Annotated in this window: 17 protein-coding genes; 11 read left to right on the forward strand and 6 right to left on the reverse strand. The window is 75.4% G+C overall.

What is annotated here, in order from left to right:
* Positions 1-18: 18 nt before the first annotated feature.
* On the forward strand, positions 19-312 hold the full coding sequence (locus tag ABRQ22_RS18150; RefSeq protein ID WP_353707742.1) for a glutaredoxin family protein: 294 nt from the start codon (positions 19-21) through the stop codon (positions 310-312).
* A gap of 58 nt (positions 313-370) precedes the next feature.
* Positions 371-1,045 carry a redox-sensing transcriptional repressor Rex gene (locus ABRQ22_RS18155; protein ID WP_253055047.1) on the forward strand — a complete coding sequence of 225 codons (675 nt, stop codon included), beginning with the start codon at positions 371-373 and terminating at the stop codon, positions 1,043-1,045.
* Between the two features lie 110 nt (positions 1,046-1,155).
* Here the strand turns inward: ABRQ22_RS18155 and ABRQ22_RS18160 are convergent, their stop codons facing one another.
* On the reverse strand, positions 1,156-1,707 hold the full coding sequence (locus tag ABRQ22_RS18160; RefSeq protein WP_253055048.1) for a YceI family protein: 552 nt from the start codon (positions 1,705-1,707) through the stop codon (positions 1,156-1,158).
* A 172-nt stretch (positions 1,708-1,879) separates the two neighbouring features.
* On the opposite strand from ABRQ22_RS18160, the gene ABRQ22_RS18165 reads away from it, so the two are divergent.
* From ABRQ22_RS18165 to ccsB, 6 genes are all read left to right on the forward strand, one after another.
* Positions 1,880-2,410 (forward strand): MarR family transcriptional regulator, encoded by a 531-nt coding sequence (locus ABRQ22_RS18165; RefSeq protein ID WP_353707743.1) that lies wholly within the window; start codon positions 1,880-1,882, stop codon positions 2,408-2,410.
* A gap of 70 nt (positions 2,411-2,480) precedes the next feature.
* On the forward strand, positions 2,481-3,152 hold the full coding sequence (locus tag ABRQ22_RS18170; RefSeq protein WP_253055050.1) for a histidine phosphatase family protein: 672 nt from the start codon (positions 2,481-2,483) through the stop codon (positions 3,150-3,152).
* Between the two features lie 127 nt (positions 3,153-3,279).
* Positions 3,280-3,912, forward strand: coding sequence for a TlpA disulfide reductase family protein (locus ABRQ22_RS18175; RefSeq protein WP_253055051.1), 633 nt, complete (start codon positions 3,280-3,282; stop codon positions 3,910-3,912).
* Positions 3,913-4,019: 107 nt separating this feature from the next.
* Positions 4,020-4,775: a cytochrome c biogenesis protein CcdA gene (locus ABRQ22_RS18180; protein ID WP_253055132.1), complete on the forward strand. Its 756-nt coding sequence runs from the start codon at positions 4,020-4,022 to the stop codon at positions 4,773-4,775.
* A 1-nt stretch (position 4,776) separates the two neighbouring features.
* The gene (locus ABRQ22_RS18185; RefSeq protein ID WP_353707744.1) at positions 4,777-6,663 is read left to right on the forward strand and encodes a cytochrome c biogenesis protein ResB; all 1,887 of its coding nucleotides are present in this window, start codon (positions 4,777-4,779) and stop codon (positions 6,661-6,663) included.
* Positions 6,664-6,666: 3 nt separating this feature from the next.
* Positions 6,667-7,686 (forward strand): c-type cytochrome biogenesis protein CcsB, encoded by a 1,020-nt coding sequence (gene ccsB / locus ABRQ22_RS18190; RefSeq protein WP_353707745.1) that lies wholly within the window; start codon positions 6,667-6,669, stop codon positions 7,684-7,686.
* 41 nt (positions 7,687-7,727) lie between these two features.
* Here ccsB and ABRQ22_RS18195 read toward each other — a convergent pair whose 3' ends face one another.
* Positions 7,728-8,198 carry a PLD nuclease N-terminal domain-containing protein gene (locus ABRQ22_RS18195; RefSeq protein ID WP_353707746.1) on the reverse strand — a complete coding sequence of 157 codons (471 nt, stop codon included), beginning with the start codon at positions 8,196-8,198 and terminating at the stop codon, positions 7,728-7,730.
* A 31-nt stretch (positions 8,199-8,229) separates the two neighbouring features.
* Here ABRQ22_RS18195 and ABRQ22_RS18200 point away from each other — a divergent pair, with 31 nt between their 5' ends.
* Entirely contained in the window at positions 8,230-8,568 is a 339-nt protein-coding gene (locus ABRQ22_RS18200; protein WP_353707747.1) for a DUF4229 domain-containing protein, read from the forward strand.
* A gap of 36 nt (positions 8,569-8,604) precedes the next feature.
* On the opposite strand, the gene ABRQ22_RS18205 is transcribed toward ABRQ22_RS18200, so the two are convergent.
* Together ABRQ22_RS18205 and ABRQ22_RS18210 are read right to left on the reverse strand one after the other, a co-directional pair.
* The gene (locus tag ABRQ22_RS18205) at positions 8,605-9,474 is read right to left on the reverse strand and encodes a 1,4-dihydroxy-2-naphthoate polyprenyltransferase (protein ID WP_353707748.1); all 870 of its coding nucleotides are present in this window, start codon (positions 9,472-9,474) and stop codon (positions 8,605-8,607) included.
* A gap of 54 nt (positions 9,475-9,528) precedes the next feature.
* Positions 9,529-10,800 (reverse strand): AMP-binding protein, encoded by a 1,272-nt coding sequence (locus tag ABRQ22_RS18210; protein ID WP_353707749.1) that lies wholly within the window; start codon positions 10,798-10,800, stop codon positions 9,529-9,531.
* 97 nt (positions 10,801-10,897) lie between these two features.
* On the opposite strand from ABRQ22_RS18210, the gene ABRQ22_RS18215 reads away from it, so the two are divergent.
* Both ABRQ22_RS18215 and ABRQ22_RS18220 read left to right on the forward strand, forming a co-directional pair.
* On the forward strand, positions 10,898-11,974 hold the full coding sequence (locus ABRQ22_RS18215) for a DUF3048 domain-containing protein (protein WP_353707750.1): 1,077 nt from the start codon (positions 10,898-10,900) through the stop codon (positions 11,972-11,974).
* Between the two features lie 136 nt (positions 11,975-12,110).
* Positions 12,111-12,365 carry a hypothetical protein gene (locus tag ABRQ22_RS18220; RefSeq protein ID WP_353707751.1) on the forward strand — a complete coding sequence of 85 codons (255 nt, stop codon included), beginning with the start codon at positions 12,111-12,113 and terminating at the stop codon, positions 12,363-12,365.
* Positions 12,366-12,373: 8 nt separating this feature from the next.
* On the opposite strand, the gene ABRQ22_RS18225 is transcribed toward ABRQ22_RS18220, so the two are convergent.
* Complete coding sequence (locus ABRQ22_RS18225; RefSeq protein ID WP_253055060.1) at positions 12,374-13,393, reverse strand: 1,4-dihydroxy-2-naphthoyl-CoA synthase; 1,020 nt, start codon at positions 13,391-13,393, stop codon at positions 12,374-12,376.
* Positions 13,394-13,398: 5 nt separating this feature from the next.
* The gene (locus tag ABRQ22_RS18230; protein ID WP_353707752.1) at positions 13,399-14,424 is read right to left on the reverse strand and encodes a DMT family transporter; all 1,026 of its coding nucleotides are present in this window, start codon (positions 14,422-14,424) and stop codon (positions 13,399-13,401) included.
* Positions 14,425-14,490 lie beyond the last annotated feature (66 nt).

Consider the following 14,490-nt stretch of genomic DNA (forward strand, 5'->3'; position numbering starts at 1 on the left):
CCTCGTACCCTGGGAGGCGTGAGCACCTCCGACGCGCCGGCCCCTCCCGTCCTCCTCTACGGCCGAGCGGGGTGCCACCTGTGCGACGACGCGCGCGCCGTCGTCGCGGCGGTGTGCGCCGAGGCGGGGGTCGCGTGGGCGGAGGTGGACGTGGACGCGCCGGACGCGGACCCGGCGCTGCGCGAGCAGTACGGCGAGTACGTCCCGGTCGTGACGGTCGGCGGCGTGCAGCAGGGGTTCTGGCGCGTGGACGCCCGCCGGCTCGCCCGCGCGGTGGGTCGGATTTCGACGGCGCGCGCGGACCTGGGATGATTCCTCCCGGTGGAGCGCGACCGTCGACGAGGACGGTCCCAGGACGACGGGGTGACGGGTGGCTGAGCAGGTAGTCGGTGAGGTGACGGCGCCGGGTATCCCGAGCGCGACGGTGGCGCGGCTCCCGTCCTACCTGCGGGCGCTGCGCGACCTGGTGGCGCGGGGCGTCGCGACGACGTCGTCGGTCGAGCTCGCCGAGCTCTCCGGCGTCGGTCCGGCGCAGCTCCGCAAGGACCTGTCGTTCCTGGGCTCGTTCGGCACGCGCGGCGTGGGCTACGACGTGGACTCGCTCGCGCAGTACATCACCGAGGCGCTGGGGCTCGTGGACGAGCACCGCATCGCGATCGTCGGGATCGGCAACCTGGGGCACGCGCTCGCGAACTACTCGGGGTACGAGCAGCGGGGCTTCCACGTCGCGGCGCTCCTCGACGCGTCGCCGGAGGTCGTGGGCACGCGGGCGGCGGGCCTCGTCGTCGAGCACGTCGACGCGCTGGAGGAGGTCGTGGCGCGGGAGAAGGTGTCGATCGTGGTCCTCGCGACGCCGGCAGCGCACGCGCAGTCCGTCGCGGACCGGGTCGTGGCGGCGGGCGTGCGGGAGATCCTCAACTTCGCGCCGCGCGCGCTGCAGGTGCCCGCGGACGTCGACGTGCGCGGCGTGGACGTCGGCAGCGAGCTGCAGATCCTCGCGTTCCACTCCCAGGCGCGCGCGCTCGCCGAGGCGCAGGACCGCTGAACGACGAGGGGCCGCGTGCTCGCGCACGCGGCCCCTCGGGGCGGCACCCCTGCCGGGGGTGCAGTGTTTCGGGGAACGGTCCCGGGGAAGAGCGCCCCGGGAGCCGGTCGTCAGGCCTGCTTGATGGCCGAGACGTCGAGGGCGATCTTGATCTTGTCGCCCACGAGCACGCCGCCGGTCTCGAGCGCGGCGTTCCAGGTGAGGCCGAACTCCTTGCGGGAGATCTCCGTGGTCGCCTCGAACCCGGCGCGCGCGTTGCCGAACGGGTCGGTCGCGGTGCCCGCGAACTCGGTCTCGAGCTCGACCGGCTTGGTCACGCCGTTGATGGTCAGGTCGCCCGCCACGACGAAGTCGTCGCCGTCGCCGGAGATGCTGGTCGACGCGAAGGTCCACGTCGGCTTGTTCTCGGCGTCCCAGAAGTCCGCGCTGCGCAGGTGGTTGTCGCGGTTCGCGTCGCCCGTGCTCACGGACGCGGCGTCGAGCTCGGCGGTCACGGAGGTCGACTCGAGGTCGTCGCCCACGGTGATGGTGCCGGCCGTGATGGCGAGCGTGCCGCGCACCTTGGAGATGCCGGCGTGGCGGACCGTGAAGGCCGCCTGCGAGTGGGACGAGTCGAGGGCGTAGGTACCGGCGTTGAGCCCGGCGGGCAGCGGCGTGGCCATGGGTGCTCCTGAAGGGGTCGAGGGTCCCGGGGGACCGAACTTGGTTGAAGGTTCAACTTCGTACGTGCGTATCAACAGCAGGGGGTGATCCGTCTATTCCCGGTGAGGTGGAACAATGTTCGGCGAGGTTCCACCCCTGAACCCGCCCCCGTCCGCCAGCGCCCGAGGACCCATGACCAGCAACGACGTCGACCACCAGCTGACGACGACCGCCCGCGGGACCACCGCGGCCGCGAGCGCGGAGCCGCGCTGGCTCGACGCCGAGCAGCAGCGCCTGTGGCGCGCCTACCTCGACGGGACCGTGCGCTTCATCGAGTCGCTGGGGCGCGACCACGAGGAGCGGTCGGACGTGTCGCTCAACGAGTACGAGCTGCTGGTGCGGCTCTCGGAGAGCCCGGACCACACGCTGCGGATGTCCGCCCTCGCCGACGGGCTCGCCCGGTCTCGCAGCCGCGTGACCCACACCGTGGCGCGCATGGAGGCGCGCGGCCTGGTCCGGCGCTCGGCGAGCACGGGCGACCGCCGCGGGGTCAACTGCGAGATGACGACCGAGGGCTACCGCGTCCTCGTGGCGTCGGCTCCGGCCCACGTGGCCGCCGTGCGCCGGTTCATGGTCGACGTGCTCACGCCGGAGCAGTTCCGGGCGCTCGGCGAGGCGATGGCGGCCGTCGCCGAGGCGTGCAAGGCCGACCGCGACTCCTGACCCGGGTCGCTCCGGGAGCCGCCGGCCCGCGGGTGCCGGTCAGGGCCGGGAGTGCGGGACACTGGTGCGCATGGTCTCCACGATCGTCCACCTCCTGCGCCACGGCGAGGTCCACAACCCCGACGGCGTCCTCTACGGCCGCATCCCCGGCTACCACCTCTCCGAGCGAGGCCACGAGATGGCCCGCCGCGTCGCCGCGCACCTCGCGGGCGAGCCCGGGCCCGACGGCGCGTCCCGCCCCCGCGCGGACCTCGCCGTCGTCGTCGCGTCGCCGCTCCAGCGCGCCCAGGAGACGGCCACGCCCGCCGCCGAGGCGTTCGGGCTCGAGCTCGGCACCGACGACCGGCTCATCGAGGCCGCGAACCACTTCGAGGGCATGACCTTCGGCGTCGGGGACGGGTCGCTGCGCCACCCGCAGCACTGGCGCTTCCTGTGGAACCCGTTCCGGCCGTCCTGGGGCGAGCCGTACACCGAGCAGGTCGCGCGCATGCGCGCCGCGGTCGCCGACGCCCGGGACAAGGCCGCGGGTCACGAGGCGCTCCTCGTGAGCCACCAGCTCCCCGTGTGGCTCACGCGCCTGAGCTTCGAGAACCGCCGCCTGTGGCACGACCCGCGCAAGCGGCAGTGCTCGCTCGCGTCGCTCACGTCGCTGCACTTCGAGGACGACCGCCTCGTCGGCCTGCACTACTCCGAGCCGGTCGCCGACCTCCTCCCGGGCGCCGCGACCGTCGCGGGGGCGTGACGTCGGTCATGTCTCGCGCCGTCGTCGCCGTCCGGACGCCCGAACCGTCCCGTTCGGGAGTGGCGGAGGTCACGTCTCCCAGGTGGCGTCCAGGAACCCCGGGCAGGGTGCCTCCCGTGATGCCGCTGTGACCGCCAGCTCGCGCGCGCGTGCCGCGCGCGCCCTCCCGCCCGTCCGCCGCGTGCTGACCGCGGGCGTCGTGCTCGCCGCGACGCTCGGCCTCGCGGCGTGCGCCCAGGACTCCGGCGCGACGACGGACGTCGTGGGTCAGGGCTACGTCTCCGGCGACGGCTCGGTCCGCACCTGGGACGCGGGCGAGCGGGGCGACGTCGTCGCGCTCACCGGCACCGACTACGAGGGCGAGCCGGTCGACACGAGCGCCTGGCTGGGCGACGTCGTCGTGCTCAACACCTGGTACGCCGCGTGCGCGCCGTGCCGCGCCGAGGCGCCCGACCTCGTGGCCCTCGCGAACGACCGCGCCGACGACGGCGTGCAGGTGCTCGGCATCAACACGACGGACGAGGCCGGGGCCGCGCAGGCGTTCCAGCGCCGGTTCGAGGTGCCGTACCCGTCCATCGACGACCGCAGCGGGGAGGTCGTCGCGGCGCTCTCCGGCACGGTGCCGCTCCAGGCGGTCCCGTCGACGGTCGTGCTCGACCGCGAGGGCCGCGTCGCGGCACGCGTCATCGGGCTCGCCGAGGGCTCGACCCTGAACGCGCTCGTCGACGACGTGCTCGCCGAGGACGAGGCGGCCGGCTGACCGTGGTCACCCTCGCGTCCCTCGCCGCCACCGTCCCGGCCGCCGCGCTCCCCGCCGCCGCGACGAGCGTCGGCGACACGTTCGCCGCGACGGTCTGGAGCGGGTCGATGCTGCTGGCGGTCCCGGTGGCGATCCTGGCGGGGCTCGTCTCCTTCGCCTCGCCGTGCGTGCTGCCGCTCGTGCCCGGCTACGTCGGGTACGTCTCGGGCATGGCCGCGGCGAACGCCGGGAGCGGGCGTGGCGCGTCCGGAGGGACGACGACGGCCACGCGGGTCGCGGCGCCGAGCCGCGGCCGCGTCCTCGCGGGCGTCGGGCTCTTCGTCGCCGGCTTCACGCTCGTGTTCGTCGCGCTGATGGTCGCCGCCGGCGCGATCGGCGTGCACCTGGTCCGGTGGGAGGACGTCATCACGCGCGTCCTGGGCGTGGTCGTCATCCTCATGGGGCTCGCCTTCATGGGGGCGGTCCCGTTCCTCCAGCGCGAGCGGCGCCTGCACCTGAGCCCTCAGGCGGGGCTGTGGGGAGCGCCGCTGCTCGGCATCGTGTTCGGGCTCGGCTGGACGCCGTGCCTCGGTCCGACGCTCGTCGCCGTGCAGTCGCTGTCGCTGAACGAGGCCTCGGCGGGCCGTGGCGCGGTCCTCGGGGTCGCCTACTGCCTCGGTCTCGGCGTGCCGTTCCTGCTCATCGCGCTCGGGCTCCAGAGCTCGCAGCGCATGCTCGGCTTCCTGCGCCGGCACCGCCTCGCGATCATGCGGATCGGCGGCGGGCTGCTCGTGCTCATCGGCCTCGCGCTGGTCACGGGCCTGTGGACGACGTGGACGACGACCATGCAGGGCTGGATCGACGGCTACGTGACGGTGGTGTGAGATGACCGAGCGGACCGGCCAGGCCGAGAGATCAGAAGAGCGTCCGACGTCGACGGGCTACCGCCCCGAGGGCATCGACGACGCGTTCTCCGCGGGCGACGGCCCGGGTGACCGGACGCCGTCGGGTGGCGGGGGCGGCGCGGGAGGCGACGGCGGCCCGGCGCTCCCGAGGCTCGGGTGGCGCGGCACGCTGCGCTGGACGTGGCGGCAGCTCACGAGCATGCGCGTCGCGCTCATGCTCCTCATGCTGCTCGCGGTCGCAGCGGTGCCCGGCTCCGTCCTGCCGCAGCGCCCCCAGGACCCGGCGGCCGTGCTGCGGTACCTGCAGGAGAACCCGACGACGGGGGAGTGGCTCGACCGGCTCGGCTTCTTCGACGTCTACGCCTCGGTGTGGTTCTCCGCGATCTACATCCTGCTGTTCGTCTCGCTCGTCGGCTGCATCCTGCCGCGCACGAAGGCGCACTGGCAGGCGCTGCGCACGCGGCCCCCGCGCACGCCGCGACGCTTCGACCGCTTCCCCGCGCAGGCGCGCGCCGTCACCGACGCCTCGCCGGACGAGGTCGTCGCGGCGGCGAGCAGCCACCTGCGCGGCCGGCTCCGCTGGCTGCCGACGTTCCGCGTCGACACGGGCGCCGAGGAGGCCGCCCCGGCGCGGGGCCGTGCCGCCGCGCGGCCCGCGGCACGGACGGTGTCCGCCGAGCGCGGCTACGTGCGCGAGACCGGCAACCTGCTGTTCCACCTGTCTCTCGTCGGCCTCCTGGTCGCCGTCGCGACGGGCCAGCTCCTGCACTACCGCGGCCAGGCGATCGTCACGGAGGGCCGGGGGTTCGCGAACGCGGTCGTCGACTACGACACGTTCGAGAACGGCGCGTGGTTCCGGCCGTCGTCGCTCGTGCCGTTCTCGATGACGCTCGACGCGTTCGAGTCGGAGTTCGCCCAGGACTCCGTCGCGTTCGCGCAGTCGCGCGACTTCACCGCGACGGTCACCGTGCGCGACCCCGACGGCGAGTCCCACGAGGAGACCATCAAGGTCAACCACCCGCTCACCGCGGGCGGCGCCAAGATCTACCTCCAGGGCAACGGGTTCGCGCCCGAGGTCACGGTGCACGACGCCGACGGCGAGGTGGCGTTCTCGGGCCGCGTGCCGTTCCTGCCCGAGGACACGATGTACACCTCGCGCGGCGTCATCAAGGTGCCCGACGTGTCGTCCGGCCTCGACCAGATCGGGCTCGTCGGGTACTTCCTCCCGACGGCCCAGCTCAGCGAGGACGGCGAGACCGCGGAGTCGGTGTACCCGCAGCCGATCAACCCGCTCCTCGTGCTCGAGGTCTACCGGGGCGACCTCGGTCTCGACGAGGGCCTGCCGCAGAACGTCTACCGCCTCGACACGGACGATCTCACGCCGTCGGTCGACGCGGACGGCGAGCGCGTGAAGCTGCTCGTCGCCCCGGGCGAGACGGTCGACCTGCCCGACGGCCTCGGCACGATCACGTTCGACTCGCTGCCGCGCTACGTCGCCCTCGACTTGCGGCACGACCCGTCGCTCACGTGGGTGCTCGTGTTCTCGCTCGGCGCGCTCGCGGGTCTCGCCGTCTCGCTGTTCACCCCGCGCCGCCGCGTGTGGGTGCGCGCGTGGCGCGAGGAGGTGCCCGGTGACGGGGACGACGGCCCGCGCGAGCGCACCGTCGTCGCCGTCGCGGGTCTCGCCCGCGGGGACGATGCCGGGCTCCAGGGCGAGGTGGACTCGCTTCTCGCCGCGCTCCCGGGCGTGGCACCATCGGGTGAGGGTGACCTCACCACGTCGTCGGGACGCGCACCGGCCGACCGCACCCGCTCCACCGCGCGTCCCGCACAGGACCCGACCGCGCGACCGCGCACGAAAGGCTGACCGATGACCGTAGCCGAGCTGAGCCAGGACCTCGTCTGGGCCGCTGCGACTGCCCTGACCGTCGCGCTCGTCGCGTTCGCGATCGACCTCGCGCGGCTCGCGGGCCGCGCCGACGACGAGCGGGCCGAGGCACGGGCCGACGCGAAGGTGCCCGGCGCGGAGGTGCTCGCGGGCGCGGGCGCGTCCGTCTCGCCGTACGGCCCGGACACGCCCGACGTCGTCGACGCCGCACCCGTCGCCGCGCCCGAGCCGTCGCGCAAGGCCGCCAACATCGGGATCTCGCTGACGTGGCTCGGGACGGCGCTGCTGCTCGTCGCGATCGTCACGCGCGGGATCGCCGCCGGCCGCACGCCGTGGGCCAACATGTACGAGTTCACGCTCGTCGGCGCGTTCGTCGCGCTCGCGGTGTTCCTGGCCGTGTCGCTCAAGCGGGACGTGCGCTTCCTCGGGTCGTTCGTCACGGGCCTCGCGGTGCTGTTCCTCGTGCTCGCGCAGAACGCGTTCTTCGTCGCCGCGACCGGCGTGCAGCCCGCGCTCCAGTCCTACTGGCTCGTCATCCACGTGGGCGTCGCGATCATCGCGACGGGCATCTTCACCGTCGCGTTCGTCACGTCGGTGCTCCAGCTCCTGCGCGACTCGCGCGACTCCGGGAACGCCTTCCTCGGCGCGCGCGGCTGGCGCTGGCTCGACTCGACGCCGGGCCCGCTCCAGCTCGAGGCGCTCAGCTTCCGCCTCAACGCGGTCGCGTTCGTGCTGTGGACGTTCACCATCATCGGCGGCGCGATCTGGGCGGAGCACGCCTGGGGCCGCTACTGGGGCTGGGACCCCAAGGAGGTCTGGAGCTTCGTCGTCTGGATCGTGTACGCGGCGTACCTGCACGCCCGCACGACCCGCGGCTGGTCCGGCCGCCGGGCGGCGTACTTCGTGATCGTCGGCTACGCGTGCGTCCTGTTCAACTTCACGGGCGTGAACCTGCTGTTCAACGGCAAGCACTCGTACTCCGGCCTCAACCCGGGCGACTGACCCGGTCCGACACCGCGCTCGACCTCACTGCGGTGGGTCGGTCAGCGGGCGGTGTCGTCGCCGTCGTCGGACCCGTTGCTCGCGCCGGGACGGTGCGCGTCGCCGTCGTCCTCGGTGCGGTCGTCCTCCGTCGTGCCCCCGGCCGCCGGGGGAGCGTTCTCCGTCGCGGGCGAGGGCGCCTCGTCCCGCGCCTGGCGGCGCTGCTGCTGCTCGAGCCGCCAGAGGAACTCGGGGTCGTCGTCGGGCGCGACGGGGGCGTTGCGACGGCGGCGCGTGCCGCCGTTCGACGCACCGCCCGACGGCCGACCGGCCGCGTACCGCGAGCCGGACCGCGACGCGGAGCGCTTGACGAGGATCCAGGCGACCGGGCCGAGGAACGGCAGCAGGATGATGAGGACGATCCACAGCCCCTTCGGGATGCCGCCGCGCTCCTCCTCGTCGCTCGAGGCGAGGTCGACGAGCGCGTAGACCGCGAGGCCGACGGCGAGGAGGGGGAGCAGCACGCGAAGCATGGCTCCAGCCTACGGGCCGTACCCTGGAGTCGTGCCTGTCGTGATCTACTCCGTCCTGCGTCTGCTCCTCTTCGCGGTCGCGCTGGGCGTCCTCTGGTTCGCCGGCCTCCGGGGCTGGCTGCTCGTCCTGGTCGCCGCGGTCGTCGCGCTCATGCTGTCCTACCTGACGCTGCGCACGCCCCGTGAGGCGGCGTCGCGCTACCTCGCCGAGCGGGCCGAGCACCGCGCCCGGACGGGCGAGCGGTTCTCGCGCGAGATCGAGGACGACGCGGCGGCCGAGGACGCGGCCCTCGACGCGCAGGAGGACGCCGCCTCGAGAGGTACGGACACGACGCCGACCGAGCAGCCCGGGGCGTCGTCGGCCCGCTGAGCCCTGCCGCCGCACCCGGCGCAGGACCGACGGCGCTCAGAGCGCCAGCCCGACCCCCAGCAGCACGCCGTACGCGAGCTCGAACAGCCCGGTCCCGGCGAGCACGGGCACGAGGAGCGGCCCGCGTGCCCCCGCGATCACGGGGACCGTGAGCAGCACCGCGGGCAGCAGGAGCAGCAGGACGGCGAGCGACCAGGGCGCCGCGAACGCGCACACGACCGCCAGCAGCAGCGGGAACCAGATCATCGCGACGTAGGCCCGGCGGGCACGGAAGTCGCCGAGCCGCACCGCGAGCGTCCGCTTGCCCGCGACGACGTCGGTGGGGATGTCGCGGATGTTGTTCACCATGAGGATCGCGCACGCGAGCAGGCCCACCGCGACCGCGCCGACGGCCGACGGCCACGTCACGACGCCCGCCTGCGTGTACGTGGTGCCGAGCGTGGCCACGAGCCCGAAGAACACGAACACCCCGACCTCGCCGAGACCCCGGTAGCCGTAGGGGTTGCGCCCGCCCGTGTAGTACCAGCCCGCGAGGATCGCGAGGGCGCCGACGGCGACCAGCCACCAGTGGCCGGTCACCGCGCAGAGCACGAGCCCGAGCACGGCGGCGACGCCGAACGCGCCGAACGCCGCGGCGCGCACCTGACCGGGTCGCGCGGCGCCGGTCGCGGTGAGCCGCATGGGGCCGACGCGGTCGAGGTCGGTCCCCCGCACGCCGTCGGAGTAGTCGTTCGCGTAGTTCACGCCCACCTGGAGCGCGAGCGCGACGCCGAGGGCGAGCAGCGCGGGCCAGAAGGCGAAGCCGTCCACCTGGGCCGCGGCGCCGGACCCGACGATGACGGGCGTCGCGGCGGCGGGGAGGGTGCGCGGGCGCGCGCCCGCGACCCACTCGGTGGTGCTGGCCATGGTGCTCCGTCTCGGTCGTGCGGGTCGTGCAGGGTGGTGGGACCGCGGGCGGGCTCACCCAGGGGGGACCTGGAGGTGCCCGACGGCGAGCCGCGCCACCGCGGCGCGGTCCACCTTGCCGGGCCCGCGGCGCGGGAGCTCCCCGACGACGAGCACGCGACGCGGTGCCGCCGCACGCTCCAGCCTATCCGCGACGTGGTCCCGGACCGCCGCGAGGAGCGACGCCGGGGCGTCCGCGACGCCGCCGTCGGGGTGGGCGCCGTCGGCGGTCCACGGGGCGGGCGGACGCCCCGCCGTCGTGACGACCGCGACGACCTCCTGCCCCCACTCCGGGTGCGGCACGCCGACGACGCACGCCTCGCCCACGCCCTCGACCTCGACGACGAGGGCCTCGACCGCGGCCGGGGCGACGTTGACGCCGCCCGAGACGACGACGTCGTCGGCCCGGCCGAGCACGGTGAGCGTCGGGTCGTCCGGAGGCCCGTCGAGCCGACCGAGGTCGCTCGTGCGGAACCAGCGCGTGCCGTCGTCGTCGGTCCGGAACGCGTGCCCGGTCGCGCCGGGGTCACCGAGGTAGCCGTCCGCGAGGACGGGCCCGGCGAGCTCGACGACGCCCGCGGCCCCTCCCGACGCGTCCGTCCCCTCCTGGCCCGCGCCGAGCCGCACGCGCACGCCCGCGAGCGGGACGCCGTCGTACACGCACCCGCCGCTCGTCTCCGTCATGCCGTAGGTCGTGACGACGCGCGCGCCCGCCGCCCGCGCGCGGCGCAGCAGGGCGGGAGGCGTCGCGGCACCGCCCAGCAGGACCGCGTCGAGGGCGCAGAGCGCGTCGAGGCCCGCCGTGCCGCCGTCGGCGCCTGCGTCTGCCGCGGCGAGGAGGCGGTGGAGCTGCGTCGGGACGAGCGAGACGTACCGGCGCTCCGTGGGCGGGGTGCGGCCGACGAGCGCCGCGAAGCCGGCGGGGGTGAAGGGCTCGTCCGGTGGCGCGACGGTGAGGCCTCGCCCGGCCGCGTGGGCGCGGGCGACGACCTGGACGCCCGCCACGTGCGTCGGGGGGAGCGTGAGGAGCCAGTGGCCCGGGCCGCCCAGCCGCTCGTGCGTCGCCGTGCCCGAGGCCCGCAGCGCGGTCGCGGACAGCACGACCTCGCGCGGCGCGCCCGTCGAGCCCGACGTGCGCAGGACGAGCGCGGCGCCCGGTGGGACGTCGGCGCGCCCGGGGCGGTCGAGCAGCGGGACGGGCGCCACCGGGGCGCCCTCGCCGTCCAGGGCGGCGCCGACCGCCGCGACCAGGGTGTCGAGATCGGCGGGGACGACGGCGCGGTTCACCGGATCAGCGTAGGCCGGGCCGTAGGGTGGCCCGGAGACGCACGTCCGTCGCAGGGGCTGCCCCAGGACCGGTCCTGGGCCGACGGGAAGGTCGAGGATGACGAGGACGGGACGAGGGGCCGGCACGCTCCGGGCGGGGCTGGTCGCCGCGCTCGCCGCGGCGACGGTCCTGCTCGCGGGGTGCGGCGGCGAGCCCGCCGCGCCCGTGACGGAGACGGTCGACGCCGACGTGTCCTCGGACAAGGGCACGCCGCCGGAGCCGGACGTGCCGCTCGTGTGGCCGCTCACCGGGGTCGCGGCCGAGGAGGTCGCCGACCGGCCGGCGCTCGCGGTGAAGATCGAGAACGCGCCCCAGGCGCGCCCGCAGACGGGCCTCGAGCAGGCCGACGTCGTGTGGGAGGAGGTCGTCGAGGGCGGCATCACGCGCTTCGTCGCCGTCTACCACTCGCAGGTCCCCGAGCGCGTGGGACCCGTCCGGTCGGTCCGGCCCATGGACCCCGCGATCGTCGGGCCGCTGCACGGGATCCTCGCGTACACCGGTGGGCAGCAGCCGTTCATCGACGCCGTCGGTGCGGCGGGCACCCAGTCGGTCGTCATGGACGAGGGCGACGACGGGTTCACGACGACGCGCGCGCGCCGGGCGCCGCACAACGTGTACGGCAGCCCGGAGGAGTTCTGGGCCCAGGCCGACGGCGACCGCACGTCGCCCCCGCCCGCCCAGCTCGTCTTCGCCCGGGAGCCGGGGTCCGGCACGGCCACCGCGGCAGGCGCGTCCGCGGCGCGCCTCGACGTCCGGCTCACGCACGCGAGCCGCGCCGTGTGGGAGTGGAGCGCCGACGAGGGCCGGTACGTGCGCAGCGAGGGCGACACCCCGGCCGTGTCGTCGGACGAGGTGCGGCTCGCGGCCACGAACGTCGTGCTGCTCGCCGCGCCGATGGAGAACACCTCGTTCAAGGATCCCGCGGGGGTGCCCGTCCCGGAGACGAAGCTCGTCGGGACCGGCGAGGGGGTCGTCGCGAGCGGCGGCAAGCAGGTGGCGGTGTCCTGGTCCAAGGAGGCGGTCGACGCCCCGCTCGTGCTCACGGGGGCGGACGGCGCGCCCGTCGAGCTCGAGCCCGGGGCCTCGTGGATCGAGCTCGTGCCGGTCGGGTCGGGGAGCTGGGAGATCTCCTGACGGCCCGCTCGCCCGGCGGCGGCTCCGGATCCTCCCCACGGCGTACGACCGCTCCGCCCCGAGGGGGACCGGTGGACGTCCAGGTCGAGCCGCGGGGCCGACGCGCCGACGGGGTCCCGGGCGGCACCGTGGAGTCATGGCAACCGTCGTCCCGCACCCCGTCCACCCGTCCCAGCCCGGCACCCCCGGCGAGGGCGCCCCGCGCCCGACCGAGGGCCAGCTCCCGCCGTCCTACGCGCCGCGCACGCCGCGCGACGACGAGCCCGGCGTCGCCCGCTCGGCCGCGCCCGTCGCGATCTCGGTCGGGCTCCTGTTCGGCCTCGCCGTCGCCGCGGCGTTCGTCGGCCGCGGCCTCATCGAGATGCTGACGAGCTTCGTCGGCGGCTCCTGACCCGCAGGTCAGAACGCGTAGCCGAACCGGCCCCAGTCGGGGTCGCGGCGTTCGAGGAACGCGTCGCGGCCCTCCACGGCCTCGTCCGTGAGGTAGGCCAGCCGCGTCGCCTCGCCCGCGAAGACCTGCTGGCCCATGAGCCCGTCGTCCGCGAGGTTGAACGCGAACTTGAGCATCCGGATCGCCTGCGGCGACTTCGTCGCGATCACGCGCGCGTACTCGATCGCGAGCGCCTCCAGGTCGGCGTGGTCCGCGACCTCGTTCACCGCGCCCCACTCGTACGCGTCCTGCGCCGAGTACTCCCGCGCGAGGAAGAAGATCTCCCGCGCCCGCTTCTGCCCCACCTGCCGCGCCAGGTACGCCGAGCCGTAGCCCCCGTCGAACGACCCGACGTTCGCGTCGGTCTGCTTGAAGCGCGCGTGCTCGCGGCTCGCGATCGACAGGTCGGCGACGACGTGCAGCGAGTGCCCGCCTCCTGCGGCCCACCCGTTGACGACCGCGACCACGACCTTGGGCATCGTCCGGATCAGCCGCTGCACCTCGAGGATGTGCAGGCGCCCCGCACGCCCCGGGTCGACGGCGTCGCGCGTGTGCACCTCGCCGCCACCGTCGGGCGCGGTCGTGTACTGGTAGCCGGAGCGCCCGCGGATCCGCTGGTCGCCCCCGGAGCAGAACGCCCACCCGCCGTCCTTGGGGGACGGGCCGTTGCCCGTGAGGAGCACCGTCCCGACGTCGGACGTCATGCGCGCGTGGTCGAGCACGCGGTACAGCTCGTCCACGGTGTGGGGGCGGAACGCGTTGCGCACCTCGGGCCGGTCGAACGCGACGCGCACGACGGGCAGGTCGCGCACGACGGCGCCGTCCGCGTCGCGCTCCACGCCCCGGTGGTAGGTGACGTCGGTCAGTCCCTCGAACCCGGCGACGTCGCGCCACGCGCCCGGGTCGAACGTCTCCGACACCTGGCGGGGGAGCGCGTGCGGGCGGGGGCCGTCGGCGGGGGCTGCGGGGGTGGGGTCGGTGCTGGTCACGACCGTCACGGTAGCCGCTGCGGGGCGAGGCTCGCGCTCGGTGCGGGGGCCGGCTCCTCGGCGCGGCGTGCGGGCGCCGGCGCGTCGGGACGCCGCGACGTCGCCGCGAGGCCGAGGACGAGCCCGGCCCCGACGACGAGGGTCCCGACGACGGAGCGGGCGTCGGGCGACTCGAACCCGAGGGCGACCGAGGCCCCGAGCGCCGCGACGGGCAGGAGGCCCGCGAACAGCCCGGCCCGCGCGGGGCCGATCGCGGCCAGCCCGGAGTACCAGAGGAGGAACGCCACGGCCGTGACGACGACGGCGAGGTACGCGAGCGCGGCGAGCTCGGCTGCGTCGGGCACGACGAGGAACGCCTGCCCCGTGACCTGCTGCCGGACGAGGCCGAGCAGCGCGAGCTGCGGGACGGCCAGGACGCACGCGTACGCGGAGACGCGCAGCGTACCGAGCGTCGGCAGGAGCGGCACGGCGAGCAGCGAGAAGCACACCTCGCACGCGAGCGCGCCGAGCGCGAGCGCGACGCCGACGGGGTCGCCGGAGCCGCCGCCCTCGACGACCACGACGCCGGCCGTCACCACCACCGCCGCGGCGAGGGTCCGGACCGCGACGCGGCGCGCCCGCAGCGCGGCGGCCGCGGCGAGCACGACCGGCGAGGCGCCGACGACGGCCCCGACGAGGGACGGGTCCGCGCGGCCCGCGCTCTCGACGACGAGGACGCTGAACCCCACGAGTCCGGTCGCGGCGAGCGCGAGGAGGCGGAGCAGCGCGCGCGGCGACGGCAGGACCCACGGCACGCGGCGCGCGGCGAGCACGGCGAGCAGGACGAGCGCCGCGACGGCGTAGCGCGCGGCCTGGCCGCCGAGCACCGGGAAGTCCGCGAGGGCGGCGGACGCGACGAACGACGAGCCGACGATCACCATGCCGGCGGCGCACCGCAGGTCGCCGGACCCCGCCGGTCCGGGGAGGCCGGGCGCACGACCGACGACGTCGGACCGAGAGCCGTGGCGAGAGGGACGTGCGAGGAGGGACATGCGTCGACCGTAGGGACGCCCCTGGACCAGGGTGCAGGTCCAGATCCTGCCTGGTTCACTGGGCCA

The sequence above is a fragment of the Cellulosimicrobium sp. ES-005 genome, assembly GCF_040448685.1.
Taxonomy (GTDB): Bacteria; Actinomycetota; Actinomycetes; order Actinomycetales; family Cellulomonadaceae; genus Cellulosimicrobium; species Cellulosimicrobium cellulans_G.

Excerpts from the sequence above, each read along its gene's own strand:
- ABRQ22_RS18205 (WP_353707748.1), bottom strand. The coding sequence starts at position 9,474 with ATGGCCAGCACCACCGAGTGGGTCGCGGGCGCGCGCCCGCGCACCCTC.
- ABRQ22_RS18230 (WP_353707752.1), bottom strand. The coding sequence starts at position 14,424 with ATGTCCCTCCTCGCACGTCCCTCTCGCCACGGCTCTCGGTCCGACGTC.
- ABRQ22_RS18195 (WP_353707746.1), bottom strand. The coding sequence starts at position 8,198 with ATGCTTCGCGTGCTGCTCCCCCTCCTCGCCGTCGGCCTCGCGGTCTAC.
- ABRQ22_RS18220 (WP_353707751.1), top strand. The coding sequence starts at position 12,111 with ATGGCAACCGTCGTCCCGCACCCCGTCCACCCGTCCCAGCCCGGCACC.
- ABRQ22_RS18185 (WP_353707744.1), top strand. The coding sequence starts at position 4,777 with ATGACCGAGCGGACCGGCCAGGCCGAGAGATCAGAAGAGCGTCCGACG.
- ABRQ22_RS18160 (WP_253055048.1), bottom strand. The coding sequence starts at position 1,707 with ATGGCCACGCCGCTGCCCGCCGGGCTCAACGCCGGTACCTACGCCCTC.
- ccsB (WP_353707745.1), top strand. The coding sequence starts at position 6,667 with ATGACCGTAGCCGAGCTGAGCCAGGACCTCGTCTGGGCCGCTGCGACT.
- ABRQ22_RS18170 (WP_253055050.1), top strand. The coding sequence starts at position 2,481 with ATGGTCTCCACGATCGTCCACCTCCTGCGCCACGGCGAGGTCCACAAC.
- ABRQ22_RS18215 (WP_353707750.1), top strand. The coding sequence starts at position 10,898 with ATGACGAGGACGGGACGAGGGGCCGGCACGCTCCGGGCGGGGCTGGTC.
- ABRQ22_RS18180 (WP_253055132.1), top strand. The coding sequence starts at position 4,020 with ATGCTGCTGGCGGTCCCGGTGGCGATCCTGGCGGGGCTCGTCTCCTTC.
- ABRQ22_RS18165 (WP_353707743.1), top strand. The coding sequence starts at position 1,880 with ATGACCAGCAACGACGTCGACCACCAGCTGACGACGACCGCCCGCGGG.